29 protein-coding genes are annotated in these 24,917 nt (G+C 45.4%); 22 read left to right on the top strand and 7 right to left on the bottom strand.

Features of this window, described 5'->3' with window-relative positions; all coding sequences use genetic code 11:
- Positions 1–133: 133 nt before the first annotated feature.
- Positions 134–472, top strand: a complete 339-nt coding sequence (locus AC50Y3_RS04970) for a hypothetical protein (protein ID WP_494817622.1) — start codon at positions 134–136, stop codon at positions 470–472.
- A gap of 78 nt (positions 473–550) precedes the next feature.
- On the opposite strand, the gene AC50Y3_RS04975 is transcribed toward AC50Y3_RS04970, so the two are convergent.
- Positions 551–1,621 (bottom strand): AraC family transcriptional regulator, encoded by a 1,071-nt coding sequence (locus tag AC50Y3_RS04975; RefSeq protein ID WP_494817623.1) that lies wholly within the window; start codon positions 1,619–1,621, stop codon positions 551–553.
- A 130-nt stretch (positions 1,622–1,751) separates the two neighbouring features.
- Here AC50Y3_RS04975 and AC50Y3_RS04980 point away from each other — a divergent pair, with 130 nt between their 5' ends.
- The 5 genes from AC50Y3_RS04980 (at position 1,752) to AC50Y3_RS05000 (ending at position 6,372) form a co-directional block, all read left to right on the top strand.
- A complete protein-coding gene (locus AC50Y3_RS04980) occupies positions 1,752–1,952 on the top strand; it encodes a hypothetical protein (protein ID WP_494817624.1) in 201 nt (66 codons plus the stop codon).
- 131 nt (positions 1,953–2,083) lie between these two features.
- Entirely contained in the window at positions 2,084–2,980 is an 897-nt protein-coding gene (locus tag AC50Y3_RS04985; RefSeq protein ID WP_494817625.1) for a sugar phosphate isomerase/epimerase family protein, read from the top strand.
- Positions 2,981–3,066: 86 nt separating this feature from the next.
- Positions 3,067–3,462 (top strand): (R)-mandelonitrile lyase, encoded by a 396-nt coding sequence (locus AC50Y3_RS04990; RefSeq protein ID WP_494817626.1) that lies wholly within the window; start codon positions 3,067–3,069, stop codon positions 3,460–3,462.
- 206 nt (positions 3,463–3,668) lie between these two features.
- Entirely contained in the window at positions 3,669–4,910 is a 1,242-nt protein-coding gene (locus AC50Y3_RS04995; RefSeq protein ID WP_494817627.1) for an MFS transporter, read from the top strand.
- Between the two features lie 271 nt (positions 4,911–5,181).
- A complete protein-coding gene (locus AC50Y3_RS05000; protein ID WP_494817628.1) occupies positions 5,182–6,372 on the top strand; it encodes a glycosyltransferase family 2 protein in 1,191 nt (396 codons plus the stop codon).
- Between the two features lie 107 nt (positions 6,373–6,479).
- Here AC50Y3_RS05000 and spoIIP read toward each other — a convergent pair whose 3' ends face one another.
- Positions 6,480–7,964, bottom strand: a complete 1,485-nt coding sequence (gene spoIIP, locus AC50Y3_RS05005; RefSeq protein WP_494817629.1) for a stage II sporulation protein P — start codon at positions 7,962–7,964, stop codon at positions 6,480–6,482.
- A gap of 214 nt (positions 7,965–8,178) precedes the next feature.
- Between spoIIP and AC50Y3_RS05010 the strand changes: the two genes are divergently transcribed.
- The 7 genes from AC50Y3_RS05010 to AC50Y3_RS05040 all read left to right on the top strand — a co-directional run bounded on the left by AC50Y3_RS05010 (position 8,179) and on the right by AC50Y3_RS05040 (position 12,681).
- Positions 8,179–8,640 carry a hypothetical protein gene (locus AC50Y3_RS05010; RefSeq protein WP_494817630.1) on the top strand — a complete coding sequence of 154 codons (462 nt, stop codon included), beginning with the start codon at positions 8,179–8,181 and terminating at the stop codon, positions 8,638–8,640.
- 94 nt (positions 8,641–8,734) lie between these two features.
- The gene (map, locus tag AC50Y3_RS05015; protein ID WP_494817631.1) at positions 8,735–9,481 is read left to right on the top strand and encodes a type I methionyl aminopeptidase; all 747 of its coding nucleotides are present in this window, start codon (positions 8,735–8,737) and stop codon (positions 9,479–9,481) included.
- 13 nt (positions 9,482–9,494) lie between these two features.
- Positions 9,495–10,064 (top strand): SF0329 family protein, encoded by a 570-nt coding sequence (locus AC50Y3_RS05020; protein WP_494817632.1) that lies wholly within the window; start codon positions 9,495–9,497, stop codon positions 10,062–10,064.
- Positions 10,065–10,109: 45 nt separating this feature from the next.
- Positions 10,110–10,829, top strand: coding sequence for a WD40/YVTN/BNR-like repeat-containing protein (locus tag AC50Y3_RS05025; RefSeq protein WP_494817633.1), 720 nt, complete (start codon positions 10,110–10,112; stop codon positions 10,827–10,829).
- A 66-nt stretch (positions 10,830–10,895) separates the two neighbouring features.
- Positions 10,896–11,534 (top strand): HD domain-containing protein, encoded by a 639-nt coding sequence (locus tag AC50Y3_RS05030; protein WP_494817634.1) that lies wholly within the window; start codon positions 10,896–10,898, stop codon positions 11,532–11,534.
- Between the two features lie 130 nt (positions 11,535–11,664).
- Positions 11,665–12,183 (top strand): VanZ family protein, encoded by a 519-nt coding sequence (locus AC50Y3_RS05035; RefSeq protein WP_494817635.1) that lies wholly within the window; start codon positions 11,665–11,667, stop codon positions 12,181–12,183.
- Positions 12,184–12,237: 54 nt separating this feature from the next.
- Complete coding sequence (locus tag AC50Y3_RS05040) at positions 12,238–12,681, top strand: cell wall hydrolase (protein WP_494817636.1); 444 nt, start codon at positions 12,238–12,240, stop codon at positions 12,679–12,681.
- A gap of 51 nt (positions 12,682–12,732) precedes the next feature.
- Here the strand turns inward: AC50Y3_RS05040 and AC50Y3_RS05045 are convergent, their stop codons facing one another.
- Complete coding sequence (locus AC50Y3_RS05045; RefSeq protein WP_494817637.1) at positions 12,733–14,082, bottom strand: hypothetical protein; 1,350 nt, start codon at positions 14,080–14,082, stop codon at positions 12,733–12,735.
- A gap of 275 nt (positions 14,083–14,357) precedes the next feature.
- Here AC50Y3_RS05045 and AC50Y3_RS05050 point away from each other — a divergent pair, with 275 nt between their 5' ends.
- The 5 genes from AC50Y3_RS05050 to AC50Y3_RS05070 all read left to right on the top strand — a co-directional run bounded on the left by AC50Y3_RS05050 (position 14,358) and on the right by AC50Y3_RS05070 (position 18,430).
- A complete protein-coding gene (locus tag AC50Y3_RS05050) occupies positions 14,358–15,212 on the top strand; it encodes a DNA-primase RepB domain-containing protein (RefSeq protein WP_494817638.1) in 855 nt (284 codons plus the stop codon).
- A gap of 212 nt (positions 15,213–15,424) precedes the next feature.
- Positions 15,425–15,904, top strand: a complete 480-nt coding sequence (locus tag AC50Y3_RS05055) for a carboxymuconolactone decarboxylase family protein (protein ID WP_494817639.1) — start codon at positions 15,425–15,427, stop codon at positions 15,902–15,904.
- 401 nt (positions 15,905–16,305) lie between these two features.
- Positions 16,306–16,725 carry a helical membrane plugin domain-containing protein gene (locus AC50Y3_RS05060; RefSeq protein WP_494817801.1) on the top strand — a complete coding sequence of 140 codons (420 nt, stop codon included), beginning with the start codon at positions 16,306–16,308 and terminating at the stop codon, positions 16,723–16,725.
- Between the two features lie 19 nt (positions 16,726–16,744).
- On the top strand, positions 16,745–17,923 hold the full coding sequence (locus AC50Y3_RS05065) for an NAD(P)/FAD-dependent oxidoreductase (protein ID WP_494817640.1): 1,179 nt from the start codon (positions 16,745–16,747) through the stop codon (positions 17,921–17,923).
- 48 nt (positions 17,924–17,971) lie between these two features.
- The gene (locus AC50Y3_RS05070) at positions 17,972–18,430 is read left to right on the top strand and encodes a carboxymuconolactone decarboxylase family protein (RefSeq protein WP_494817641.1); all 459 of its coding nucleotides are present in this window, start codon (positions 17,972–17,974) and stop codon (positions 18,428–18,430) included.
- Here the strand turns inward: AC50Y3_RS05070 and AC50Y3_RS05075 are convergent.
- Genes AC50Y3_RS05075 through AC50Y3_RS05085 form a run of 3 tightly spaced genes read right to left on the bottom strand, consistent with a single transcriptional unit; the run spans position 18,397 to position 22,050 of the window.
- On the bottom strand, positions 18,397–19,485 hold the full coding sequence (locus AC50Y3_RS05075) for a GerAB/ArcD/ProY family transporter (protein ID WP_494817642.1): 1,089 nt from the start codon (positions 19,483–19,485) through the stop codon (positions 18,397–18,399). The two genes, AC50Y3_RS05070 and AC50Y3_RS05075, sit on opposite strands and share 34 nt — an antisense overlap.
- Entirely contained in the window at positions 19,485–20,552 is a 1,068-nt protein-coding gene (locus tag AC50Y3_RS05080) for a Ger(x)C family spore germination protein (protein WP_494817643.1), read from the bottom strand. The genes AC50Y3_RS05075 and AC50Y3_RS05080 overlap by 1 nt, the downstream gene beginning before the upstream one ends.
- Positions 20,553–20,577: 25 nt before the next feature.
- Positions 20,578–22,050: a spore germination protein gene (locus AC50Y3_RS05085; RefSeq protein WP_494817644.1), complete on the bottom strand. Its 1,473-nt coding sequence runs from the start codon at positions 22,048–22,050 to the stop codon at positions 20,578–20,580.
- Between the two features lie 204 nt (positions 22,051–22,254).
- Between AC50Y3_RS05085 and AC50Y3_RS05090 the strand changes: the two genes are divergently transcribed.
- The gene (locus AC50Y3_RS05090) at positions 22,255–22,620 is read left to right on the top strand and encodes a DUF6864 domain-containing function (protein ID WP_494817645.1); all 366 of its coding nucleotides are present in this window, start codon (positions 22,255–22,257) and stop codon (positions 22,618–22,620) included.
- A complete protein-coding gene (locus AC50Y3_RS05095) occupies positions 22,617–22,931 on the top strand; it encodes a hypothetical protein (RefSeq protein WP_494817646.1) in 315 nt (104 codons plus the stop codon). Before AC50Y3_RS05090 ends, AC50Y3_RS05095 begins: the two co-directional genes overlap by 4 nt.
- A gap of 105 nt (positions 22,932–23,036) precedes the next feature.
- Here the strand turns inward: AC50Y3_RS05095 and AC50Y3_RS05100 are convergent, their stop codons facing one another.
- Complete coding sequence (locus tag AC50Y3_RS05100) at positions 23,037–23,486, bottom strand: MarR family winged helix-turn-helix transcriptional regulator (protein WP_494817647.1); 450 nt, start codon at positions 23,484–23,486, stop codon at positions 23,037–23,039.
- A gap of 298 nt (positions 23,487–23,784) precedes the next feature.
- Between AC50Y3_RS05100 and AC50Y3_RS05105 the strand changes: the two genes are divergently transcribed.
- Together AC50Y3_RS05105 and AC50Y3_RS05110 are read left to right on the top strand one after the other, a co-directional pair.
- Positions 23,785–24,339, top strand: a complete 555-nt coding sequence (locus tag AC50Y3_RS05105; protein ID WP_494817648.1) for an NADPH-dependent FMN reductase — start codon at positions 23,785–23,787, stop codon at positions 24,337–24,339.
- 45 nt (positions 24,340–24,384) lie between these two features.
- Positions 24,385–24,873, top strand: coding sequence for a DinB family protein (locus tag AC50Y3_RS05110; protein ID WP_494817649.1), 489 nt, complete (start codon positions 24,385–24,387; stop codon positions 24,871–24,873).
- Positions 24,874–24,917 lie beyond the last annotated feature (44 nt).

Consider the following 24,917-nt stretch of genomic DNA (forward strand, 5'->3'; position numbering starts at 1 on the left):
ACCGAGAAACAAGAACATATCCTTCGCAAGGTCAAAATCGGGCTTGATCGGTTGATTCATGTCTAACGATGACGGTTAAGTTAAGGGAAATAGGGGATTCTTCCATTTCCCCGGAACGAAGAGGTGAATGACGATGAATGCTTTTTTGATAATCGTTGGTGTCTCCGTGTTCTTCATTATCGCCATCATTCTAATCCGAGCGAGTCGATGGAAAACCGTTCTGACTGCACCGGGCAATCAGGCGGAGGAATTACAGAATAAACATGCCTATTTACTCGGACGGGGCATCCGCTCCCGCTTCCGCGAGCAGGAAAGTACACCGGTATCCGGTATTGCCGCAGGATCGATGCAAACAACGGGCCGTTATTCAGCCATGAGTCTGCAGGTTCATAAGGATGATGTCCTGCAGGCTAAGGAAGCGCTTGAGGAATACACGCGCGAGGTTCATACTTCACATTCACCGATCTTATAAAATAGCAGGCACTACACTTCGAATGGCAAATTTACAAAATGGCTGAGCCCCCGTTGGCTCAGCCATTTTGCTTTCTTGTTATCTTTGCAATTTTGACAGATTGCGATATTCCTTTGGCGTAATGCCGTACAAGGAATAAAATTTTTTGTAGAAGAACGTTAAATTGTTATAACCGATTTCTTTGGCAATTTCCTCAATCGTTTGATCCGATAGCTTTAGCTGTGTCGCAGCGTGGATAAACTTTTGTTCTTGGACTAACGAAGAAAAGGTCTTCCCGGTCACTTGTTTGATGATCCGGCCTAAATGCTCTGCCGAATACCGAAAATGCGCAGCGGTTTGTTCTAATGTCGTGATCAGATAGTGTTCATTGATATAGGCTAATAATTCGATGACAGAAATATTCGATCTTCTAACGCCTTTGTTCAAGTACAATTCGTAACTATCACTTTCAAGAAGCCTGGTGAATAGGATCGTCAGATAAGCTTTAATAATCTCTTGGTTTGCATGTTTACTGCCGAAGGACTCGCACAATATGTTCTGGATCGTCTGTTTGACCTGCCAATGATTAGAGGTATGGAATAATAGAAAGTTCTTTTCTCTGGAAGTGTCCGTAATAATTGAAGCGATTGTCTTACCGAGAATATTATCCCCGAGAATGTTGTAAATGAAGGAACTGTCAAAAAACTCATTCTTCGCCAAGAAGTTGATGAGGATATCATTTTCGCCCACCCGATCGATGGAATGCTCCACATTCTTATTGAGGATAATCAAATCCCCTTCATTTAATTCAAACCGTTCTCCTTGAATTTCTTGATAGAAGGTACCGCTATAAATGTAATTCATCTCAAATAGGTTATGCGTGTGCTTGACCATCTGGACAAAGCGGGTGTGTCTGGAGATGGCGAAGATTTCCCCCGTAACATGCAATCGAAGCACATCACCATCTAATGTGTAGTGGTAAGTGGACGGATGGGTGATATTCATTGACGGAGAAGGGGCCATGTTGTTTGGATCGGAGAGCTTTTCCTCCGATAAGGGAGGGGAAAGAATCCGGTCTATAATCGTTTCATCGGAGAGCGTTTTATCTTTTAATTTAACTTCCAACTCCGTTAATTCAAACAAAATACGGTTCAATTCCTCATAATTCATGAAACCGCCTCCACACAGGTAGTATATCAGTTTTGGTTAGTGAAAACGACGACTATAGATATTGGTGAACGGGTTCGCATGCGTTAAACTATCCGAAAAGACTGTACATACACCGAATGGGGGAAATAGCGTGATTATCCGGAGCATTATCGATGAGGTGCTGATTGAAGGGCAACAGGTGATTCGCATACATACCGCATGGCAGCTGGAGAATGGCGCAATCCTGCTCTATGAATATTCGTCCAGAAACCAGCCGGCCAGCACGTTTACCATTCATGACAGCTTGGATCATTATAATCGGATATGTGAACAAATTCACTGGGTGAAGTAAGAAGTCTACATGTGTTATGTAAGAAGTAATCCACTATCGAATGTTCCAATTATTTATGCTAGAATACAGGCAATTCTGTTTATCAGTGATAGGCTGACCATAGAAAATACTTCAAAGTCAGAGTGGTGTTTATGATGGCAAGGGAGCAACTCCGAATTGGTACGATAGTCGGCGGCAGAGACGCCGTACGGGTGATACCTCAAATCGCGCAGCATGGTTTCGAGTCTTACAGCCTTTCGTTCGGACAGTCAACAAGCGGTGTAGATCTTAAAGAAACTGCAAAACAAATCGTTGAACTGGCCGCTAAGCACAGCTTCGTCATCTCTTCAGTAGGGGTTTACGGAAATCCACTAACAGGAGAAGGCGACAATGCGGATACGCTGGCCAGTTGGGAACGATTGATCGATCACGCTCATTTATTTGGGACGGACATCGTTGCCGGCTTCACTGGGAGGCTGACCGGATTACCCATCGAGGCCTCGATTCCCAAATATACGGAGGTGTTCGGAGAGCTTTCTCGCAGAGCAGATGGCAAAGGTGTTCGGATTGCGTTTGAGAATTGCGCAATGGGAGGCACATGGACATCGGGAGATTGGAACATCGCACATAATCCGACCGCTTGGGAGATGATGTTTAACGCCATTCCATCGGATAACATCGGCCTGCTATGGGAACCCGCTCATCAAATGGATTCGTTAATCGACCCGATTCCGCAGCTGCGCAAATGGGTGGACAAAGTGTTTTCTGTTCACGGTAAAGACGCTACGATCGCCTGGGATATCGTAAAGGAGTTCGGCATTCATGGGCCGAAGCGTTTCGTTTGGGATCGAACGCCCGGCTTCGGCGATACAAATTGGTCGGATATTATTACAATACTCATGCAGGCGAACTATACTGGAACAATCGATATCGAAGGCTGGCATGACCCGGTTTACAAGGACGAACTGGAGATGACCGGACAAGTCCATGCCTTGCATTACTTGAAACGGTGCCGAGGCGGAGCTTACATTCCGAACCCTATTATCTGACGGGTATAAAATATAAGCCCCAAGAAGTGGTGGAAGAAAATAATCTCCGCCATTTGCGGGAAAATAACCGAAGGAGGTATTAGATCATGGAAATCAGAAGAATTGGATCACAACCTTCAGGCAAAGGATCCCCAGACTATTTTACGGGCACGGTTCGTATCGATCCGTTGATGGAAACGGCCGATCCTGCGCGCGTAGCAGCAGCCAGCGTTACGTTCGAGCCGGGAGCACGGACAGCCTGGCATACGCATCCATTGGGGCAAACACTGATTGTTACGGCAGGACAAGGGCGGGTCCAACGATGGGGAGATCAAATCGAGGAAATTCGTCCCGGCGACGTTGTTTGGTTCCCGCCAGGGGAGAAACATTGGCACGGCGCTTCACAGACGACAGCGATGACCCATATCACCATTCAAGAACGTCTGGATGGCAAGGCGGTTGAATGGCTGGAGAAAGTCAGTGACGAGCAATACGATTCCTAATCATAATGAAGAGCCCGAGAGCATGATCTTGGGCTCTTTTTGTTCAAGATTTGGTTAATCAACCTTCAGACCATGCGCTTGGACAAATGAGATGAAGTGGTTCGTTGCATCTACATCATCCATAGACTAAGACTTACCCCGTAATAATATACATCCATTATGCTATGCGGTGCAGTTTAACAGGACGAGGCTGAAAGGGTGAGAGCATGAGTTCCGACGCAAGTCCGAAACAGCTGTTCAGCAATCGGGTAGTACTGGTGATCTTGCTTTCGGGTTTGTTCTTGCAGATCGGCATTTGGGTGCGGAATTTCTCCATTTTACTTTATGTGTACGAGCAAACCAAAGATCCGTTTGCGATCTCGTTAATCTCAGTAGCCGAATATTTACCGATTATCTTATTTTCGTTTATCGGAGGCATGTTTGCAGACAGATGGCGTCCGAAGAATACGATGGTTTGGTGCGATTTGCTAAGCGCGCTTTCGATTTTTGCCGTTCTGCTGACCCTTGTTGTCGGCAATTGGAAAGCGATCTTCTTCGTAACGTTTATGTCATCGATTTTCTCCCAGTTCTCACAGCCTTCCGGCATGAAGTTATTCAAGCTGCACGTACCTGAAGAACTGATGCAGGCAGGGATGGCCATGTACGAGACGCTGTTCAATATGTTTATCATCTTAGGTCCGATGATCGGTACGTTCGTTTATGTAAGGTACGGAATCAATACCTCGCTGGCTGTTGCTGGAGCCGTTTTCATTATATCTTCGTTGGTTCTACTCCAATTGCCGCCTGCCCACAGCGTCGTGAAAGAGGAACCAACCTCTATAAGGACGGATATCAAACAAGGCTTTAAATACGTGCTCGCTAATAAAACGCTATCGACGCTCGGCAGAGCTTATATTGTAGGCGGGTTCGCGATTGGTATCACCGAACCGCTTTGGATATTTCTCATCACCGAGCAGCTTGGGCTTAAAGAGACGTACATGCAGTGGTTCTTGATTGTTGAAGGAGCAGCGCTGCTGATTGGCAGTGCTGTTACGCTTGGTTTCGCGAAAAAGGTTTCTCCGCAAGTGCTGTTTATCATCGGCAACGCTGGGGCTGCCGTAACCATAGCTGTATTAGGCTTTTCCGAATGGATATGGCTTTCGTTTCTTATGAAGTTTCTGCTGGGACTCATACTACCCTGCAACCATATCAGCACGATTACCATGACCATGCAAAACACGAAGCAAGAATTCGTTGGCCGGGTAACCGGAATTTTGAACTTTATCTTTTGCGGATCCATGATCGTCATGATGAGCTTGGCGGGCCTTGTGACAGAAATGACTTCTCTGTCTGTCGCTTTTTTGATTTCCGCTTGTCTATTAATTATAGGCATTCTCATTATTCTTCCGATTTTGCGATTGCAGGCAAGCTCGGAGTCGACGGCATTGTCATCGACGGGAGAGGAATGAACGCCGGAGTGAACTATTCGATTTGTCTAAAAAAGGGAATTGAATAAACGATACCTGCGACTCCAAACAACTATGATAATGAAGGGCTCGGTCAATAAACTCAGCGGACACGGGTTACCATTAATAGCCGTCAAATGAAGTCTGCGTAAAGCGCGCTTTTTATTTTTCAATGGGCAGCATGGAATTTCCTTGCAAATAAAATGTGCGCTCTGACTATCTCGATCAAGGTGACTCTTTCATAGAATACTATAGATGGAAGAGGTGAATTAGAATGGCAAAAGTCGGCGTTGTCATGCCGGTTTATTATCAGAATGAAGATCATATCCGGATGGCGATCCAAACGATGCGTAATCAATCTTATCCAAACTTTACCTTCCTGATTGTCATCGATGGAGCGCCTGAGCTGCTGCCGCTTATCGAGGCGTGCACTACCGGAGACCCCCGGGTAAAGATCGTTTCCTACCCAATCAATCAAGGCGTAGCATTTGCGCTTAATTACGGATTTGAAATCTTAATGGACCAAGGTTACGATTACTTGACCTGGGTATCGACAGATAACGTCTATTACCGGTCATTTTTGGGCACTTTAGTGAACGCAATGGATCAGGCGGAGCCCAATGTGGGCATCGTGTACAGCAGCTTCAATCAAATATTCGAAAACGGCGAGCCCGCGCATACGCCGGAGTTTCTTCGCACGCTGCGCAGTTGGCAGAATCGTCCCAAGGAGGCACTGCTTGACGGCTGTATCATAGGGCCTGCCTTTCTTCACCGTGCGGAGTATTGCCGTCTCGTGGACGGATATCGGTTTAGATATATTCAGGACTACGATTATTGGCTGCGCATGACCGATTGCTGCGAGATCAAGTACGTGCCTATCGAGCTGATGGAGTATCGGATTAACTCTCCGTTCAGCTTATCTACTCACATCGCAAACGATATCTCCAAGCACCGCTTATGCTGGAACGAGGTACACAGGGCTCATTATGAAACGCGCCTTAGGAGAAGCATGCCGCTCCTGTTTAGCGCCTTGTTCATTGTGAAACCAGGAGAAGTGGCTCGTGCTCATACTGCGCTTGGAAACATCATTGACCAGTACGAAACTAATTTCGAATTGATCATTGTCAGTTTGACGACGCAAAAAGAAATCGAAGAGATCGTTGAACCGTTCCACGACCCTCGGGTGCGCATCTTGTATTATGTCAATCATTCGATCAACTACGCTTTGCATAAGGCACTTGCGAGAGCGAAGGCGGAATGGTGCATTATATTCGACAGTGAGCATGCGCCGGCAGATGTTACCTTCATTCGTACCATGAAAGAATCGAACCTCATGGATGCAGGCACGACGTCATCGGTCTCCATATACAATAGGGAAATCACGACATCGCGGACGATTACGTATTTGTATCAGACCATGACCGTTCGCTCAAGTATGCAGGCGTTTATACAAGCTTCCTTATGAGCTGCCATAATCATGCGAAAAACAACAAAAAAGAGCTGATGCCAGCTCTTTTTTGTTGTTTTTTTGGAACGAAGACTATGGAATGCGTGTATCGGCTCCTTTGCCGATTATTGACCGCTCAATCGGATTTGGTTGATGGCTTGCGCCAAAATATCCATCGTTCGATTGGATTCCGCAAGTGTATTTGCCGTTCCACCGACTTCGATTAATGCGCTGGAAGGGGAGTAGTTCTGGTTGTACCATCCGTTTCCAACGCTTTTATCTTTGTAGTAGATTCCTCTGGACAAACCTGGATATTTGGCCGTGATTAAGGTTTGAATTTTTTTGGCGAAGGCATCGTTCTGCCTCCAATTCGGATTCTCGAGCCCGATTACGAAATATAATTTGGCGTAGCTCGCGCCGCCAATGTTGACAGTCGTCTCGCTTCTGGGACTGGTATCACGATGAATATCGAATAAGTATTTAATTTGCGGATGCAAAGCCAGTTGATTAGTAATTGACTTCTCCGAATACACATATGATTTCGCGTAATTGAACTGGCTTCCATAGATAGATGCGTAGTCGTATGAAGTATGATATACCTCAGCGCCCAACGCTTGCAGGACGCCGGTCAACCGTGCCCCTAACATAGCGACATTTGTAGTCGCATTGAATGCGAGATCGGGGTTCGTTATGCCGGGTAATTCGGGGATCCACGATTCCCGATTATGCGATTGATAAATATAAATCGCCGACTTCGATCCCTGGTTTGCCGGCGACTCCTTATCAAAACGAATGGCCAGCTTCGTAGGATCGCCGGTGTTTTGAATGTGGTAACTCATTCTCTGCTTGAAAGCCACGACGACTTGAATGGTCGATGAATCTGAATCTTTCATTTGATATCGGATATTCGAAATATAAGGGCTACCTGGAGAAATGTTCGACACTTCACCCCATGTATTCTCGGCCGGCTCACTAATAGGCCCGTTAAACGTTACACCCGGCAGATCAACGACCAGACGATCCGGGTCATTTGATGCGGAAATGCTAGGAGTGAAGCTGCCGCTCGTTCCTATCGTTAATAGATTGTTGTCCAATTGTATCGATTGGAGCGCAGGATATTGATCCGGAGGGATTACGGGCACACTCGGATCGGTCGCGGGGTCGCTTCCGGATACATCGCTGCTCGTTCTCCATAAAGAGACAGCGTAAGCGTTTGCGTCCCACTTCACGACAAGACCTAGGTTCTCTGCGACAAAACGAATCGGGAGCAATGTTACCCCATTAATGATGGTAGGCGGCTGCTCTAAACGTATCGTTTTTCCGCCTAGAATCGCATAGGTACCGTTAATCGGCAGCACGATTGTCGTCTTATCGTTGGAAAGTGTTGCGATTTGACTCTTCTTATTCCATGTAATATTGACACCCAAGCCTTCCGCGATGACGCGAATCGGCACCATCGTGGTCTGATGGACCAAACGTGGGGCAACGGCCGAGCTTAGCTTCTTCCCTTCAAGAAATAATTGAATCGTTGTTGGTGCCGCATAGGAAGCCGGAGGAGTTAATGAGAGTACGAACAATAGCGACAGCAATGCAATAATCGATCTTTTCATCTTCCACCTCTAATCTAGTTGTCATTTCTAGCAAAACAAAAAAACGAAAGCCTCTTAAAAATAAGAAACTTTCGCCAATTACTCAATGCTAAATTATTGGTAATTTTTTTCACGATATTTGAAACTCGTCCGATTTGAAATACAGCACATGTGTACAAACGGCTCGCAAGTGCTTGAATAGATTGTAATACCTGTAGAAAAGAGGTGATGATGGATGGCTGTAAAATCAAAGATGACCAGGAACACCGCAAAGCAATGGATCGGCCAACCGGTTTATATCGAATTAAAGGACGGACGCACTTATATAGGGTGGGTCACAGATACAAAGAATGGACAACTGACGTTATCAGGCCAGCGAAGTCCGCGGAAAACAAAGATGGTTCCTTCCAAACGCGTAGGTAAAGCAGCAGTTTCCAGTTTTATTCCCGGTATGCTGGGGTCAATGTTTGGCGGTGGTAAATTTCCCGGCGCCGGCGGATTCGGTGTTGCTAATGCAGCAAATGGACTGGGTGGAGGATTAGGGAACTTTGGAGGTTTAGGGAACTTTGGAGGATTTGGGAGCTTAGGGAGTTTAGGGAGTATCATGGGATCAATGGGAAAAGCATATCCAATGATAAATATGGGCTTTGGAATGATCAAATCTATTATGCCGCTCTTTAAGATGTTTAACGTTTAATAAATGGCACCCAAACGGGATTAAAAGCCGCGTATTACGCGGTTTTTTTTCTATGTGGTAAAATGGAGTTATCTCTAATACGGAGGGTCATATTATGACAATTGGTTCTCAGAAGGATATCGATGGTTTAAAGGAAATTGGGAAGATCGTTGCCATGACAATCAGCGAAATGAAAAGTCATGTCCGTGTTGGAATGACGACACAGGAACTAGATGAAATTGGCGGACAGTTTTTGAACAAGCATGGAGCAGTACCAGCACCAAAATCAACTTATAATTTCCCTGGCAACACGTGTATCAGCATGAACCATGAAGTCGCCCATGGAATACCGGGTAATCGCAAGATTCAACCGGGCGATTTAATAAACATCGATGTTTCAGCCGAACTTGGAGGCTATTTTGCGGATACAGGGCACTCGTTTACAATCCCCCCTTACAACGTATCGTTAACTCGCCTCTGCCAATACACGCACGATACGATGATGAAGGTGATCTCTTCACTGAAGCATGGAGTCAAACTGAATGAAATAGGTAGAATTATCCAAATCGAGGCTGAAAAAGGCGGATATCATGTCATTAAGAATCTGTGCAGTCACGGTATTGGCAAATCCCTGCACGAGAATCCTAAAGAGATCCTTCCCTTTTACAACAAGCATGATAAACGTGTATTGAAAGAGGGCATGGTCATTACCGTCGAACCTTTTTTATCTACCGGTGCCGAATATACCGTTGAACAGCGAGACGGATGGACGTTATGTGTGCCAGACAATAGTTTTGCGGCACAACATGAGCACACAATCATCATTACAAAGCATCAGCCTATCATCTTGACTGTAGCATAGACCGGAGGATTATATGTCTTGGAGCAAATTGAAGCAACAACTGGAGAGTTTTCTCAGTCCTGCATTAATGGGTAGGGTTGAATACCGCGCAACCAGCTATCGTTATTTACCCGATAAAGCAGGACATTGTTATATTACGGTAGATAAAAAGAACGTCCTTAATATGAGTGATGGCACTTCGATAATCAAATGGTATCAGACGGATCTGGAAATTAAGAACGATTCTGACATGCAAATTCCTATTTCTAATGAAGAAATCGAAGCGATCAGAAATGAAGCCAAAGGAGTAATTCCGGAGGATCGCCTAAAAGTAATCGCAAGAGGCAGAAAAATATCGGAACTTGCAAAAGAGCTTCTGTCAGCACAGGCAGCATTAAGTAAATCAAACTTTACGGTAGAAGCTAATAAGTTTCTAGCCCGTCCTATAGAAGAGAGCTTAGAGAGCAAGGACATCCTATTAAATATTCTAGCTTTAGTGGACAGACGGGTTGGCAAGAAGCGGATTTTAAACATGAGCGAGAAGATAAAGTTAAAGCATCCAAGTGTGCAATATTTTTATGAGCTACGGCTTCGTACACTATAAAGGCGAAAAGGCAACGTACTAAAGTGACATAAGGGAGTCACCATAATGAATAGAGCTTTAGCCATATTGGTTGTGGCAGCCCTGGCGGTTGCCTTGTTATCAGGATGCCAATCAAGCCATCGCGTGTCGAAAATAACAGATCAATCCATTAATTCTGAAGCTGGAGAGGAGAATCCCGTAACTCCCGTAACTGAACGCGAAGAAACCTTCTTTTTGAATGAGCAGTTGGGATGGAAGGCGGAATACAGTTTCTATGGGATGCACCGGGAGGATATGGTCCTGAGCAAAACGAGTGATGGTGGTAAAACATGGTTGAAGGTTGTTCAATCAAGCGATGCTAATAGTTCACTCCCGGGTGGTGTGAAATCAGGAATTGTGTTTATAACGGAGTCAAAAGGTTGGATAACGACTAATGCACCATGGCAAGGAAAACTAGGTCTATACCTAACAATTGATGGAGGTATAAGTTGGAAAGAGCAGACTGTTGAAGTGCCTGCCAAATTCAAAGCAACTCAACTGTTCGTCTATCCACCTTTATTCCTTACTAGTCAAGACGGAATTCTAGTTACGAATACAGAGCTGTCCTCCTCATTAATCTATCTGACCATTGATGGAGGAGACCATTGGAAACCCGTCGATGATGAGAAAAGTGGTAAGCAAAATGGATTTACGTGGTCTCTCTCAAAGGAGGGCATCTACACCGTCGTTCAAGACAAAACATGGACACTAGATACAACAGGTTCAGATGGTTGGATTCAATTATGATTAGAGGTAACAATAGCCAAGTGCATGCATTCGTATTTCAACGATCGAGTAAAGGGGAAGGTACAGATGTCGAATTTTATCGCAGATATTAAAATTCCCGATAGTAAACTAGCTCTTGAGGCAGCTGAATTATTGCGCGAGCATGGCGACGATTTGTTGTGGAACCATTCCAACCGGGTGTTTTTGTTTGCAGCTATGAATGGCAATCAGAGGCAAATCAAATACGATCCCGAATTGCTATATATCAGTTCACTCTTTCATGATATTGGCCTTACCCCCGCATTCCGAAGCGATGATAAACGCTTTGAGGTCGATGGAGCGAATGCTGCCCGCGATTTCCTTAAAAGTCGCGGTCTTCCGGAAGATTACATTCGATTAGTTTGGGATGCAGTAGCCCTTCATACTACGATAGGAATCGTGGAATATAAGGAAGCAGAAGTGGCCCTTATGAATTTTGGCGTGGGATATGACGTAGTGGGGAAGAACTTCGATCTCATCTCATCAGAAGCGCGTCGGCAAATCGTCGAGGCTTTTCCCCGGAACAGCTTCAAGCATAAGATATTACATACTTTTTTGGAGGGCTTCAAACACAAACCGGAAACGACATACGGCACTATTAACGCCGACGTGTGCGAGCTGCTTCTTCCGGGGTACAAAAGGCCCAATTTTTGCCATAGCGTGCTTCATTCCAGGTGGGATGAGTAGTCCGGGCAAGTCCGCGAAGTCGCGGACTTTTTTTATTTAACGGCATTTAAGAAACATTTTATGTTTACCCCCACTTCGTCTTAACAAATTTGCCTTATCCTTTAGTGAACGATAAGGAGGAGGAAGGGTAATGGAAAATAAGACAGGGAACGATATGATCATCCACGGGTTGTTTGTTTTATATATGTACGCTTTATTCAAAATTATTTTGTTTAAGTTCGGCCCAATCGACTTCACATTTCTATGGTCTCAACTTAAAGAGAGCATGACTAGCCCTGCATATGTAAGCAGTCGTTTGCTTAGCGGGAATCTCATTCCCTTTAAAGAAATAACCAGTGCTATTCATGTCCAATCGAGCCACAATCTTATTAATTTGTTTGGGAATATCGCGATCTTCATTCCGTTCGGTTATTTTCTCGGCTTGATGTCCCAGAACAAAGGTATATCTATTTCCAGCGCTTTCATTCGATCATTCGGTTTGAGTTTATGTCTGGAAAGCGCGCAAGTCCTGTTCGATATCGGAAGATTCGATGTCGACGATCTCATTCTAAACTCAAGCGGCGGCTTGATTGGCTATATAGCTTTGCTGATCTACGTACGGTTAAAGGGAACGTCATCGAAATCGTTCTTGGCTAATGTACCGGAGTAACACTTCCGCTTCGCTTACAATATGATGAGTCTAGAAATCTAAAGAGGTGAGCCGATGGGAGTCGTAAAAGCCAGACAACAGGACATTGATATGCTCGCAAGGTTACTTCGGGCAGAAGCCGAGACCGAAGGCGAGATGGGCATGCTCCTTGTTGGAAATGTTGGCATTAACCGAATAAGAGCGAATTGCTCTGATTTTAAAGACCTCCGGACTATTCCCCAAATGATCAATCAGCCGCATGCGTTCGAAGCGTTGCAGCATGGTTTGTACTATCAAGGCGCAAGAGATAGGGAACGGCGTCTCGCGCAACGTGCTGTGAATGGGGAGCGGAATTGGCCGGGTAAATTCTCACTATGGTATTTCCGTCCAGGGTCGTTCGATAATCCGGGGCCATGTCCGGCAACTTGGTATAATCAGCCGTTCGCAGGACGATGGAAGAAGCACTGTTTCTATGAGCCGACAGGGCAAGAATGTGAAAATATATACAATACGTTTTAACTCATAGTAACGTTCCATTAACGAATAAAGGGCTCCCTCACGGGAGTCCTTTTAATTCAAGAAAGTCAGTTTCGCTATCGGCGATAATTCGCTATCCAAGATCACGGTATTTACATCGTTATGAAAGTAATGAAGCGTAGACAACACGGCATTGGAATATTGAATCCCGATTTGAATCTCGAACCGTTCCGGAACGGGAAAAGATCGCGTAGCCGAAACAAACGGCTCTAACGTCAAAATTTCGCCCATGAAAGGGGCCTTCAGTCCGTTATCCATGATGCTGAAGCCATAATATTGGATACGAGCGACTTGAGCGGGGTCATTATTTAGAAATTCAATCGTCACATCGTTGTTCGAATTGTTCGTTAACACGCCGGTTGAGCGTATTTTCTCAAGGCTCGGTTGGTCTGGTTTCATGGCGAGGGCTCCCCCATTACCATCAATAGCAATATAGCCCATATCGGTGAAGGATGCAGTTTCGACGATGTTGATCCGGTTTACGCCATTGATGGAGTAATAGATGCGGGAACCGTCCGGTGTGACAACCAGATAGGGTATGATTGCCGGATCACCTGGATTCGTTGCGAGAAGCGTGTTCGTCGCGAGACTGAAGGAGGAGAGTCCGCGTTCGTAGGGATAGTGGGAGGCATATAATCGTGTTCCATCCGGTGAGAAAATAAACCGTGTTCCCGCTTTGAAAAGAGGAGCAACGAAAGTGTTCGTGAGCAAGTTGAAGACAAGTGTAAACACACCTGCTCCCACATAGAAATAATTGGAATGAATTTCAATGTCACCGAGGGTTGAGGCATATAAAACCAAGGAAATAGGATTGAATGTTAAGGCATCTATAATGGCGATCGCACCGCCGGAACGATAAAGCGTAACGTAAATACGTGTTCCGTCAGGCGAATACGTAAGCGATATGGGGTTGCCATCAAAAGTTATGGGAGTCAAAACGGAGTTGGTCTTGGTATCAATGACGTCAATGAACATTGTTGATAAATAAATGACCAAGAGCTTTGAACCATCCGGAGAAAGGAATAATTTCTTCGCATCAGGACTCGGAAGATTAATTATTGTTACCACACCAAGCGTAAGTGTATCAACGACAAGCAAGGATTGGGCATCATTATCGATGATGTAAGCCCGAGTACCATATAAATTCATGACGAAATCGCGCAAATCGCTGCCGGATGGCAAGAGGCCGAGAATGGTGTTGGTAGTTGTATCGACTTTGGAAAATACGCCTGACGGGCCAGGACTAATCGCGTAGAGTATGCTTGCGTCTGCGTTGAATTTAAAAACAAATCCACCGACCGGAATGATGGCTATTACCTGATTTGAATCGGTGTCGATTGCGTTAATAGCGTTATCTCCTGCTTGTGTATATAACGTTGGCACGATTGCAGTCCCCCTATTTTTTATTCTGAAATAGCGTATTCTTGCATGCGATTGTTCGTTTGGACAATCTAGTAATTAACATAAATTTACATAAATTAAGATCTATTTCCAAGAAGTTGAAAGGATCCTATTGCTCAGTTGAATAATTGGCAAAGTTATCATAAGTTTGAGGCTGCTGCGGATAGGAGTAAGCGCACGAAAGGAATCTTGGCAGAATAAGATTGTTTTATGAGAATGCAACGTGTGATGTCAGCCTATATAGAGGATGTGATGGAGTGGAGCAGCTTTTGACCCTGCATGCCAGCCGCCGCATGCAGTTGCGTTCCCGTCAATTCCGGCGTTTTATGATTAAGCTCGGCTGCAAAAAAAGCCAAACGTTACATTTTACGCTAGTCCACGATACGTTGGCACGCAAACCGGCTCAGCCCACTTCGCAGAGCAAGACTAGGGCGATGACGCTGCATATGCCGATGAAGCAGATTGAACGCCAGCTGCCCCGGATTACGCTCCTGACTCGAACTAAGCGGCCTATTCGGCTGCTCCGCAAAAACGTCGAAGGATATGCGGTATTCATGACCGTCAATTACCGGGAGCAGGCTAGAGGCGACTTCCAGGGGGTTCGCGCTCACTTCATAGACGTCGACCTTAACAAGATCTCCGAGCTGCTGCAAACGAGAGATGAGGCGGAGCGCCGTAAACTGGAGCTGCAATCGGATCCGCTGGAACAGATCGAATCCATCAGTGTGACACCGACCAAGCAAGGACTTTACCTGCTGCTTGCCCAACGAGGCAAGCGAAGAGTGTGGCAACTTAAACGGAAGTTTCTAGTTAGACACCGAAAGCTCATTCGCGGCTCGATGATCGTCGAAACCAAAAACGGCTTTCACATCTACTGGGCGATCCGAAAAGGATCGATCGGCTGGTTCGTCCCCATTCAGCGAGCACTCGTCCGTAAGTTCAACTCCGACCCCAAAATCACGGACCTCGCCCGCGTCATGCGCGTTCCCGGCTTCTATCATCGAAAGAACCCGTCAAGCCCTTACCTCGTGCGCGTAAAGCGTTGGGGGAGGAAGAAACCTTTTACGCAGGCCGAGCTTATCCGCAGATTAGCATTATCCTTGCATCCCTAGGTGGGACGATTATTCGTCCCGCCTCTTTATTTGCGATTTTGATGCTCAACGAGTAGATAATTAAACTGGATCTCAGCTTGCCCCAAGCTTGATAAATGAGGAGAATTAAACGAGTGGGAGTTGCGAATTATAAGCCATGAGACGGATGGCTGCCGATCGATGAACGAAGTTCGTTCTGATAACTTCCATAACGATGAAAGAAGGTTATACGTATGACTCAACGGGTGAATTATATGCAGCAATCGCCGGAGTTTTTCAAAAGGCTCATTGCGCTTAGCGGTGCTGAGAAGGATAGCTCGATTGAAAGGAGCACCCTCGATCTGGTTCACCTCCGAGCATCGCAGATGAATGGCTGCGGTTTCTGCGTGGATATGCATTCCAAGGAAGCCAAGATCCACGGCGAAAGAGAGCTTCGTCTGTATCACCTTACAATTTGGCGGGAATCGCCGCTGTTTAGTCCGCGTGAACGCGCAGCGTTGACTTGGACCGAGGTGCTGACCAAGATCCCGGAACATGGCGTGACCGATGAGGTGTATGACCAAGTTCGCGAACATTTATCGGAGAAAGAAATATCGGACCTGACCTTCTCCATTATGGCCATAAATGCTTGGAATCGCATAAGCATCGGCTTCAAAAGTGTGCCAGGTTCAGCCGATGAGGCATACGGATTGACGAAAGCAGGTTTGAGCTAACTAGCTGATGGTTACTCCTTCCCGAAGAATGTATGCATATTGATTTCTAATAACAGAGAACCCTATGTAGGGTTCTTTGTTTGTCTTTATATGCCCAGCGTGGACATTATCATAGGTGTAGGTCCCATTATTGGCGTGTTTCTATTGCTATCGACTTGTCACACATCGAGCTCGTAAATCGTCTTATTAGTATCAATAGCAAAGGGGGGACAACAATGAATGATTTCAAAGCGTGCTTGTTTCCTTGCTGTTCGTTCTTTCGTTTGTTGCTTTTCATGAAATTCAAATAGCGTGACATATAACAACTGATTACAAAGATGGAGTACTCTGGGTTATTATGTGAAGTTTTTCACATGGAAGGTTCGGGAAATGGATCAGGAATAAGGAGGAGATTTGAAATGTTGGAAACAACCATTCACGAACCAAACAAATCTGATTTGCATGCCGAGCGGACCGACTTACTGGATAAATTGTTAAAGCCGGAAGTCGAAGAAGCTTTGGAGCAGCTGGTTCTTCACTTGCCGAAGCTCGTCGAGATGACGACGCTGCTGACGAAGACATACGATTTGGCAACGAAAGTAGCGGGAGACCGCGTGCTCATTCACGACACGGTGGGCGCCGTCAAGGAAGTCGTGAAGCCGATCGAAGAAAAAGCAAAGCATTATGCATCGGCTGCTATCGAAGCAAGCGATCGTATAGAACAAGACGCGTCCACGATTGGCCTGTTCGGTATGCTTAGACTGTTGAAAGATCCTGAGCTTCAACGGATGCTGCGCTTCAGTAAAGCGTACTTGGATGTACTGGGCGAAAGAAGAAAATAATAAATAGGAGGACGAGTATATGAGCAAGCAAATTATTATTTTAGGTGCGGGCTACGGCGGCCTTCTCAGCGCGCTTTCCGCTCGCGAACATTTTTCGGCGGAGGAAGCAACGATTACGGTCATTAACCGGTATGAATCGCACCAAATCATTACGGAGCTTCATCGTCTGGCGGTAGGTAATCTCGCCGAGAAAGCCGTCTCGTTGCCGCTCGCAAGTCTATTCAAAGGGAAAAGTATCGATCTGAAGATCGGCACAGTGTCCGCGATCGATCCAGAAAGCCGCAAAGTCCTTCTGGACAACGGCGCTTCATATGGGTACGACGCGCTCGTGCTAGCACTCGGCAGTGAAACGAACTACTTCGGCATTCCGGGACTGCAGGAAAATAGCTTCACGCTGAAATCCGTGGAAGACGCGAACCGGATTTTCGGTCACGTCAATGAAAAAATCGCCGCATACGCGAAAACGAAAAACAAAGCAGATGCGACTTTCATGATCGGCGGCGGCGGCTTGACAGGCGTCGAACTTGTCGGTGAGCTTGCGGACGAGCTCCCGCGCATTTGCCGCAAGTACGGCGTCGACTTCACAGACGTTTCCTTGTACGTTGTCGAAGGAAGATCGACCGTTCTCTCGACCTTCTCAGCGGACCTGATCGAGCGCGCGGTAACGAGTCTCGAAGCTCGCGGCGTTCAATTTATAACGGGGATTACGATCACGGAAGTGAATGGTTCGACGGTCAGCTTGAGTGACGGCCGGGCTATCGAAACGAGCACGCTCCTTTGGACGGGCGGCGTGCAAGGCATCTCTCTTGTGGCAAATTGCGGAATCGAGGTTAACCGAGGCCGTGCGACGGTTAACGAATTCCTGCAATCTGTCTCGCACCCGGACGTATTCCTTGCTGGGGACTGCGCCGTCGTCTTCGGGCCGGACGGGCAACCGTACCCGCCAACTGCACAGCTGGCTTGGCAAATGGGCGAGCTTGTCGGCGACAATTTGCATGCATACTTTAATGGCGTCAAGATGGCGGCGTTCGAGCCGATCAACTCCGGTTCGCTTGCCAGCTTGGGACGAAAGGACGGCATCGGCTGGATCGGCGAAAGCGGCATCGAACTGAAGGGCTTGCCGGCAACCTTGATGAAAAAAGCGAGCGACGTACGCTATCTAACGCATATCAACGGCTTGTCCGTGCTGGCTCACTAAGCCGTTTAGTAATAATATAAAATTTCAGTAAAGCGAGGCATAGCAGTCATGTCACAACGTGTAAATTTCGCTCAGCGATCACCCAATCTCTTCAAAAAGTTCTTGGCTTTCACCTACGCCTTGGCTGAAAGCACAATGGATGAGAAATTAATCGATCTCGTTTCGATAAGGATTTCTCAACTAAATGGGTGCGATTTTTGCCTGGATTTGCACGTCAAACAAGCTGCGATCCATGGAGAGAGCGAGCTGCGGATGAATGACATTTCAACTTGGCGGGAATCGGCTTTGTTTACTCCGCGGGAACGGGCCGCTCTGACATGGACCGATATCCTAACCCATTTACCTGAACAAGGCGTGCCTGACGAAGTTTATGATCGTGTTCGGGAGCAATTTTCCGAGGAAGAAATCTCGGACTTGAGCTTCTTGATCGTTTCAGTCAACGGATGGGATCGCATTAATGTCGCCTTTAAGACTCAAACAGGGCGTCTGACGCGGGTCTCAAAGTAACTGATAACAAATAATAACGGGATGTAGGCGAAGATGAAATACAATCCGATTTCATGGATAATTTTTCCGTATGCATCGATCTTCGTTCGTTCATTAAACAAAAGCGAGCCGATAAACAACGCTGCCAGTATAAAAGGTAAAGATAGGCGGGGATTACACGCCGCAACTCTTTTCATAATTCTAGTACAACACCAAATCGGGATGCATATGGTCGGAATGATGACCAAGAGCCACATGAAAATATAGAGATACTCGAACCTTGCAAAGAAGGACAGCTCGATGATTTTCGACATCGCCAAAGTGGGCCATTGCGTCTGCAGCAGCAGACCCGTTCTAAAATACATGAAGGTCACCACAATGACTAACGTATATTTGAGGGTCGCGTACAGTAAGGCGAAATGAGCCCATTTCGCGTTTTTTTCTGCCTTTTTCAAGAAAGGAAAATAAATAAGCATCGCTTCAAATCCGAAGAAAATGAAGCCGGACGACTTAGAGCCTTTCAGTATATCAACCATGGAATGATTGATTAATGGCATTAAATGATGGAGACTGCCTTGTCGAATCGGGAAATAGAGCAATAGGAGCATTGGGATCAAAGCTACGTTAAAAAAGCTGAACCCCGCGACAACTCTGAATCCACCGGATACAATATAAAAGATTAAGCTAATAAAGAACCCCGCCATCGCCCATGTTCGAAAGGTCGGAAATACCCACACTTGAATGACTTCAATGTAAATTCTGAAGAAGTAAAGCGCCATGGTGAAGAAATACCCGATTAATAACAGCGAAATGGCATTGCCTATGATTTTACCGAAAATCCTACGATGCAAGTCAATGACGTCCTTGGAAGGATTGCCGAGCATGTTATACATCATCCAAATGATGAGATGCAGGCTCAAACCCATTAGCAATATCGATATCCATGAGTTTTGTCCGGCATGAACGGCAACAAGGCTTTGAAAATTGAAAATATAATTGGCAGCTTGGCAGGTGCCGATTAAGAAAAATACGAAGTACCCAGAAATGGCATGATTGTCCTTTACTTGATTTAGCACTACTGCCCAACCCCTGTATGTAAAATTACGATCTTCGTTTTCACATCGAAATCGAGCCTCGGATAGATATCCTCATCAAATTCCTTCTCGTTAAACGTTCTATGCTGCCACCTGTATTGCTCTCCGAAGCCGATCGGATCGACGTTGTTCTTTTGTAACCGGAGCAGCATCATGTTTATTTCCGATGATAATCGATCTTCGATTTGCTTTTTAACCTTTTGTAAGTCGGCTTGATTCCGACTGTTATACGTTTTCGGAAATTCTCTTAGCGCTATGGATAAATGAAGGGATACCACTGCTTTACCATTTTGTGTGACGTCTATTTTGCTTTTTCCGTGAAGGATGACAAAGGAATATCTTTCTTTGGGACGAGTTGCGAAATTATATTCGCCAGTGAGCTTTTTATCATTAAGCAGTTTTACATAAAGTCCTTCTTCGTTGGTTAGCCAAAGCTTCAATTCGTCTCCCTTAAAGACGACAAGCCCATCCGTTTGCACTAAGCCGTGATCTTGTTTGATAACGGGTAAATAAACATCCTGGCCTGCTCCGTAATATTGATTGAGGAAGGTATGATAGTTCGTCCTCGGCGTGTTCCCTTGCTTCATGTTTTGTTCGATAAGCTCCGCTAAGAAATAAGGCGTTTTCTTTGAGACTTCGGCGAGGATCGAGCTTGCTTGCTGCTTTGTCATAACAAGAATGGAGTTGCTGCTTTTAATGAATTCCAGATTGATAATCTCGGCAAGTTCGGAGATATTTTCCCTAGCGAATGCTTCGCTAATAAGTAAGGTGCGCACTTGACCTATTTCGTTCGGTTGAGAAGCCTTGGTCATGAGGTCCGTAATCGTCCCGAACATGATTTTCGACTCCGCAATGATCGGGACTCTGTCTTGATCCTTGGAAGCTTTGATATAGGATGGATAAGAAGCGCTTAGTTTAATCGTCTCATCTTCGATATCTACTCCCAAGCTTTGGATGATATTAATCCGATCTACGATTTGTTCTTGCGCACAGCCTGATATTAACAGGCTGAGGCAACAACAGATAAGAAGCCCGACAGTCCATTTCATGTTTCATACTCCTTTGCAAGCAAAGCTATTCGTTCTTGAAGTCGTCGCCGACATCTTTCTTTTTAGGGGCGGAAAATCTTTTTTTCGAAATCGGACGAGTACCAGGAAATCGATTCGCTAAAAGCGGGAAGGTAGAGCGGACAAAACTGTCCTTGAAGCTATTAGGACGAAAAGGAAATATAGGCACGAGATACGGCATGCCGAGCGATTTCAGGCGCAACAAATGAGCTAATATAAACATTATCCCGATCATAATACCTAAACCGCCGCTTAATGCTGCAAGGACAATCAACGGAAAACGCAAAAAACGTATCGTATTCGAGATTTTAAAGATCGGCGTGGTAAAGGAAGCCAATGCCGATAAAGACACGATGATGAGTAGAATATTGCTCGTTAAACCGGCTTGGACCGCAGCTTGACCAAGTATGATCCCCCCAACGACACCCAGTGTTTGACTGACCTTCGTAGGCAATCTGGATCCGGCTTCGCGAAGCAGCTCGATGGTTATTTCCAAGAACAGCACTTCCAGCAACGGAGGGAAAGGAACGTTCGTTCGCGATTCGATAATTGGACCTAACAGATCCCTGGGAATGACGGTGTAATGGAAGGTTAGAATCGCAACATAAATAGAGGTAGCCAGAATGGAAAATGCAATTCCGAAATAACGGATGAGACGAAAGAACGAACCCGTAATCCATGGCAAATAATAGTCTTCTGGAGAAATTATAAAGCTAAAAAAGGAGGAGGGTCCCGTCATGACTAACGGAGAACCGTCGCACACAAGGGCGATTTCTCCGTTTATCAATGAATACATGATTCTGTCCAAGCGTTCGCTGGACATAAATAAAGGGAAGGGGGTGTTCGAATTGTCGGCAATAAGCTGCTCCAGAAGAGAAGTCTCAAACAACACATCAAAATCCAGATCCAAGAGCCTCTGTCTTGCCGTATTGACATGCTGAGGATTGGTGATCCCGTCCAAATAAACGATTACGATTCTCGTACTTGAAAGAGAACCGATGATGTGTTCCTCGAATATGAGTTTCTCGGATCCAAGCCCTCTGCGAAGCAAAGACAAGTTCGTATCTATATTTTCAACAAAACCGACCTTAGGTCCGATGACGCTGTATTCGTTCTCCGTTTCGTTATTTTTACGATGGCCTTGGTATAAATCCGCGATATCTACAATAAGTCCTTCATGGAGAGCCTGATCCAACTGTAGAAAAATGGCACCTCGAGCCACACAATGTAAAATTTCCTGAAGGTTAGAAGAAATTTTGATTTCTTCTATTGGAATCAACGCTTTTAATTTGTGCAAGTCATCGATTTCGCAGGTTGAGACTTGAATATAAGAGAGCACATCGTGGTGAAATTGCTCATGGCTGATTAGCGTTTTATAGTAAGAAAAATAAATGCATGTGTCGTTTATAGGTAAGGTTGTTTGCAGAAAGTCGTCGGATTTTATACTCTCTTTCAAAGCCTTATGTAAATCCGGAAGCACACAGCATTCCACCTATCCAAGAAAATAACTCATATTATTATGATGTTTCGGCAAGTAGGTTATACCCCGAACTGTGATTGATCCGCGACGGCTTTCCGAATCCGGATTCGGCCACGCATGGATTGATAGACATGAACTCTCGCACCTGCTCGTACACTATAATAATGAGCTTGTTCGATGACAAATTGTCGCGGAGGGATAACGATGAGAATAACGTCCGGCGGGTTCGAAGCCGTCTATCATGGCCGCATACTCGCCTACGATATGAATCCGATTGAAATCGTGCTGTCGGAAGAGAACGATCCGCTCACGTTCGTGTTCTGCATTGAACATGAATCGGAACGGAATGACTTCATGACGGATATCCGGTTGGTCCGTTACAACGAAGTCCGAATCGCCTGCGTCAATTTTCCGCGGGGCAAGCCGATCGGCAATGAAGATATGATCCAGCTCGGCGTATTGCACAACCGCAAACTATCGCTTCGTTACGAAGTGACCATTAATTACGATGCGACGTCCTGGGCACTGGCCTTTACGTTCTACTCGGGCGAGGGGGTCGGGCCGACATGAACAAAATCGAAATTCAAGATCCGCGGGTAGCCAGCAAAATCATAGCGGCGAACGCAGAGAATAATAAGCGAAAAGCGGAGCTCGGCTTCCTCGGCAAATTCTTCGGTTCGGGCGAGAATGTGCGTCTGTATATTGTTGGGACGATCACGCTCGGTGTTCTTCTCATCGCGCTGGTATATACGCTAATCCCCAACCAATTTCGTTCGCCCGATTTCGGCTTGAAGGAAATGTGGACGCTCGTGGTGCTTCCGGTCGAATCGACGATTATCGGTTATTTAATTGGATCGAAGTCGAAGGAAACCGGAGGTTAGAGAACATATAAAAAAACTCCGTACACCGTACGGAGTTTTTTTATGTTATTAAGTTTTTGTCCTGTCTTCTGGTCCATTCATCGAGAAAAGAACGTTCAGGAGTTTTCATAGTAATTTCTGTGACCCAATTCCTATCTTCTTCAATAAGACCATGAGCTGCTCTTTCTCTTCGTTGTTCAAAATAGAAAAATTTTGAGAGATCGTATCCACATGTTTCGGGAAAATTTCATCAAATAGAGCCTTACCTTGTTCGGTGAGTACGGCATCATTCGCTCTTCCATCTTGAGGGTTGGGCTGCCGCTCGACAAGCCCTTGCTTGACTAATTTGTTAACGACAAAAGTGATGCTTCCGCTCGGTATGGAAAATTTTTCGCTTATTTTTTGTAGGGGATGAGGACCTTTACTATAGAGCAATTCCATAATCCGAAAGGTTTCAGGACTCAGATTGTGCCTATTAACATCTTTCTCCATATTGTTAAATACAGCTTGGTAAGCTTTTGCAAAAATACGTAACAATCTTAAGTCCACTTCATGTTGTTCCTCTTTGAAATTCATAAATCTAGATCCTCCTTACACAGGCTGAATAATCTTTTGAGATCATGGATATTTGTATGCTAACAATAAGATCTATGGGTGTCAATTTTTGGACGCGATTGACAATCAAACTATTGTAATTATATTATATAAATATCCTAATAATACAATAATTTAGATTTAGGGTTACTTTTAAAGGAGAGGAGTGACTACCACGGGTCTTATAGAACGGCTGTTAAGGAGACGTCCAATTAGTCAGAACGATTCGCAGGGGAACTTAAATGCACCACAACAAATGAATACAAATGGAGGAATTACAATGTTGAAAATAGGAGTTATTCTTGGAAGCACACGCCCGGGACGCAACGGTGAAGCAGTAGCCCGTTGGGTAACTGCGATTGCAAACAAACGCACGGACGCAGCGTTTGAGCTAGTCGATCTTGCAGATTTCAATTTGCCATTGCTTGATGAACCGATCCCGGCATCAATGGGTCAATATAGCAAGCCGCATACATTGGCTTGGTCGCAAACAATCAATTCCTTTGACGGATTCGTATTCGTTACACCGGAGTATAATCATGCAACCTCGGGCGCATTAAAGAATGCCATTGATTTTCTGTTTCATGAATGGAAGGATAAAGCGGCAGGTTTTGTCGGCTATGGCGGTTCCGGCGGCGTACGTGCAATAGAAAACCTTAGACTCATCGTCGGAGAACTCCATATTGCTGATGTACGCGCTCAGGTAGGTCTTTCGCTTATGACGGATTTTGAGAACTTTAGCGTATTCAAGCCTGCTCCTTATCAAGAAACTGCACTTGGCGCAATGCTCGACCAAGTTATCGCATGGAGCGGTGCATTGAAATCATTGCGTTGAAACGATTATGTTGTGGCGAGTTTATAATATCTAAGGAGAATTCCAATGAATACACAAAAATTATTAAATCAGTTAGATGTGATTCGAGCGATAACGATTAAATCAATTGACTCTATTACAGATGAGATTGCGGATGAAATGCCGACAGGCTATAGAAATACCATCCGTTGGCATCTAGGACATATCGCAGCTTTTACCGATCTTTTTCTGAATAATTTTGTCGGTTTGTCCCACCATTTGACCGAAGAGCAGTTAGCCATGTTCAAATCCGGAACAAAACCTTCTGATTGGGAAGTGGAACCGCCAAGTTTGGAGCAGTTGGGATCTTTGCTCAAAGGGCAAATGGAGCATATCAAATCGCAACTCGGAAGCCGGAATTTTGAAGAAAAAACAGACAAGCCATTGAGCTTGTTCGGCACTGAAATGGATTCAATCGGAGAGATATTGAATTTCTGCTTGTATCATGAGGCGCTCCATCAAGGTCATATCAAATGTCGAACTCATTCAAGTTCCCTAAAACAAGCATCAAATTAACTCAACTCGACTACTTAATGTTTCACAAAGTAACGGCAGCCGGT

The organism is Paenibacillus sp. J22R98 (assembly GCF_059383835.1).